The organism is Streptomyces soli (assembly GCF_003999195.1).
In the GTDB taxonomy this organism is placed as follows: Bacteria; Actinomycetota; Actinomycetes; order Streptomycetales; family Streptomycetaceae; genus Actinacidiphila; species Actinacidiphila soli.
Genome location: NZ_RJVR01000188.1, coordinates 1 through 3,087 on the forward strand (window position 1 = coordinate 1; position 3,087 = coordinate 3,087).

Annotated in this window: 1 protein-coding gene and 2 pseudogenes; all 3 read left to right on the top strand. The window is 68.2% G+C overall.

Annotated features, from left to right (window positions below):
• Positions 1-97: 97 nt before the first annotated feature.
• A pseudogene (locus EFK10_RS17145) lies at positions 98-305 on the top strand (ATP-binding domain-containing protein); the annotation flags it as partial.
• A 133-nt stretch (positions 306-438) separates the two neighbouring features.
• Positions 439-591 (top strand): annotated as a pseudogene (locus tag EFK10_RS17150) (single-stranded DNA-binding protein); the annotation flags it as partial.
• Between the two features lie 281 nt (positions 592-872).
• Positions 873-2,552: a hypothetical protein gene (locus tag EFK10_RS17155; RefSeq protein WP_127356553.1), complete on the top strand. Its 1,680-nt coding sequence runs from the start codon at positions 873-875 to the stop codon at positions 2,550-2,552.
• Positions 2,553-3,087: the final 535 nt, after the last annotated feature.

Here is a 3,087-nt window from a genome sequence, read left to right on the forward strand (position 1 = left end):
AGGACCGCCTGAGATCAGCTAGACGAACCGCCGGATGCGGGCCCGCATGTCCGGTGGTGTGGGGGGCGGGCCGGGAGAACCGGCCCGCCTACCCGATCAGGGAAGCGAGTACCCGGCCGTGGTGATTCCCGTCACCACCTCGGCGTAAATGATGCTCCAGCGAAACCTCCTCTACACCGCCGTAACAAGGGCGAAAAAGCTCGTCGTGCTCGTCGGCTCGCGCAAGGCCCTGGCCCAGGCGGTCCGCACGGTCAGCGCCGGGCCAGCGGCACACCGCACTGAACCACCGGCTGTCCACCGGATGACCAGCCGAACGATGCGCACGCCCAGCCGCTCGTTCTCCATCGCCCCGTCGGCCGGTGCCCCAGGGACGGATCCGGTGAGGAGGGAAGGCGATGTCCTGCCTGAGGTGTCAGTGGGGTGTTCCAGGGTGTAGTCATGCGAAATGACCTCCCGTTGACGGTAATCGGGAACCTCGTAAAAGACCCTGAGCTGCGGTTCACCCCCGCCGGGGTGCCGGTGGCTCGGTTCACGGTGGCCTCCACCCCCAGAACGTTCGACCGCGAGACGAACGCCTGGCGCGACGGCGAACCCACGTTGTCGGCGCCTCTATAACGTTTGCCACGGTCTCCATCACGCGTACCACGCGCAGTGTCCCGCCCCGCGAGATGGCGCCGGATGACCCCTGGGCTACCGCGAGCCGCACGCGCCCCCCGACGGCCCTCCTGTCGGGGACACTGATATCCCTGCAAGCGAACCTCCGTTCTAGCTGCACCGGATCGCGCCTCGGTGAGAAGCTCCCAGGTCTTCGACCTCGTGTTTGTCCGGTGAAGCCGATTTGGGTTCCTCTGTGGATGCGCCAGAATGATCGGGTGAGTCCCGTAAGTAAGCCGCGTAAGAAGTCCGGCAGCAGCGCCCGAAAGCCGTCCCGGCGTTCCGGCAGCAGCGCCCGGTCCGCCCGGCTGCGGCTACCGGGGTTGAAGGAGGTGTACCGCGCGTTCTGCGACGCGGGCCCGGTCTTCGCCGCCCTGCCCGATGCCCTCGAAGCGGAACTGTGGATCAGCACCCACCTCGGGCTGCTGCAGGAGTCAAGCCCTGACCGGGGGGCAGGCCTGCTGGCGGCCCTGCTGGACCTGGTCGACGAGCTGGAACGGACCGGACGGCCCGAGGCCTGCGCGATGCTCCACGGTCTGGCGGCCATCGGCCCGGCAGCGCTCCACGAGCCCGCCGCCTCGGCCGCTGACCGGATGTCCGCCGCTGCCGCGCACCAGGGCCGGTCCTGGCCGCAGCCACGCTGGCTCGACCTGCTCGGGCAGACCACGCCCGGTGATTGCTGGCACACCATGGACCGCTACGGCGAACTCGAACAGATCCTGTGCACCTTCGTTCACCGCGACGGCGACCGCCCACACGGCATCCTCATCGAGCGGGACCACTCCTGGCACGGGGCCGCCATCGACATCACCGCCATCGACGACACCGAGGGGTGCCGCAAACACCTGGCCAAGGCCGCCCGCAAGGACGGAAGCGAGCTGCTGCCGCTGACGCACACGGCGGCCCACCATGCCCTCAAGGACGCCTTCACCGCCTTCCTGGCCCACGGGCTGGCAAGCCCCGCCCGGCCCGATGTACATCCCGACGAAGAGTTCTTCTCGGCCCTGGCTTTCTCCGTCGCCCGTAGCCGGCAACTCGACACCCAAGCCCCCGAAGGCGACCAGCCGTCCCTGGCTGAGACCTGGGATGAGGCGGCCCGCGACGCACTGGTCCAGGAGTACCTCGCCTCGCCGGCCGGGGTCGCCCAGGACACCACGCTCGGACGGATGGCCCCGAAGCTGCTCATCCGGCTGTCCGTGGACGTCCTGGGCCGCGACCCACGCCGGATCGGACCGGCCACCCTCACCCGCATCTTCACCGACGCCCTGCCCGGCTCTCTCCTGCTCCCCGACGCTCTACTGGACGAGGTGCCCGCCGCCATCACCGGCTACTACACCTGGCTGGCCGAGCAGCACCTGCCCAGGCAGGACCGCAAGGAGGTGCTGCGGGTACTGCGCCGCCGCACGGCCGCGCTGCCGCGGGTGCTGGCCGCCAGCCCGCAACCGCTGCGCGCGTACATCGCCGACATCCAACAGGGCGGCCACGACGGCGATGTCCTGCAGGCCGTCATCGACCGGCGCGGCTTCGTCATCCCCGAACCAGGACAGCGCTGGGCCCCGGCCGGCATCGACTCGGAAGACGTGGATGACCTCGACCCTGCGGACGAGGAGGAGCGCGCGCTGCTCGTCCAGGAGGAGATGCGGGCGCGGCGAGTCCCCCGACGCTTGCACCCGGTCCATGAGGTGCTCGCCAACCAGCTCTGGCTGGACAACCCACCCCAGCTATGGTCGGCCGCCCAGCGGCTGCGCGATACCGGCCTATCCCGCGAACAGGTCCTGGATCGGCTGGCCGACGTCCTGTCCGAACACCTGAGCAAGGTCCTGCAGGCCGCACCTGACCAGGTACCCGGCCTGGAGCACTACACCCGATCGCTGGACGCGCTGGGGCACAGCGCCTGAAGGAATCCACCACCCTGAGGGAACCGGCCGGCACCGCGGTGACGTCACGGAGGCCTTGAGCCGTTCCTCCCAGGCCGCATGCCGCACGTCGTCATTCACTGTGGGAGAAGGCTGAGACCGTCCTGGACTTCGGGTGCCGATAAATCATCCGCACAGGTCAGCGCGCTGACGGACAGTTCAACGGGGCGCTACATCGAGGCCAAATTGAACGCGTTCAAGTGCGCAGCTGTCACGTGTTGAACATGTTCAGATTCCATCCACTCAGCGGTGAGTCATAAGCCTGCTGACCTGCGCGGACGTAATTATCGGCACCCACAAGATCTTGGTGGCTAAGAGCGACCGAGGGTAGGCGTCCGAAGTCAGTTTGTGGGCCGGGGTGTTGATAGGCGCGGGCACGAACCTGGCGACTATGGAGTTCTTCACGCTTCGTAGTCACCGGAGGGTCCGTGCCCGCTGTCCCATCATGCCTGCTGGAACCGGTCTGGGAGCAGTTCTCCGTACTGCTCCCTGAGCGTCCCGAGGTTCATCCGGATCA